1 pseudogene is annotated in these 253 nt (G+C 60.1%); it reads right to left on the bottom strand.

Annotated elements, in window-relative coordinates:
* Positions 1-16 precede the first annotated feature (16 nt).
* A pseudogene (locus tag IT41_RS22150) lies at positions 17-154 on the bottom strand (IS3 family transposase); the annotation flags it as partial.
* Between the last annotated feature and the right edge of the window lie 99 nt (positions 155-253).

The raw sequence follows: 253 nt of genomic DNA, 5'->3' as shown, positions 1-253 counted from the left end.
TCGTTCACCCGGCCCGGCCTGCATCGCGAAGCAGCGCCGCGATCCGGCGATAGCCATAGCGACCGTATTGCCGCGCCAGCTCGATCATGTCTGCGGCCAGCCGGCCTTGGTCGGCGCGACCCTTGGGTGTTGATTTCCGCTGAGAATTGACCCGGTATTTTCACCGAGAACTGACCCCCCCTTGTTTATGTCTCGGCGGTCATGTTGTGGTCAATGCAGGGGTCTCCTTTCTCTTTTTCTTTGCGGCCTCTGA

Origin of the sequence: Paracoccus halophilus (genome assembly GCF_000763905.1) — a bacterium.
GTDB classification, from domain to species: Bacteria; Pseudomonadota; Alphaproteobacteria; order Rhodobacterales; family Rhodobacteraceae; genus Paracoccus; species Paracoccus halophilus.
The sequence above is the reverse complement of the archived record's forward strand: the minus strand, read 5'-3'. Positions and strand labels throughout refer to the sequence as shown.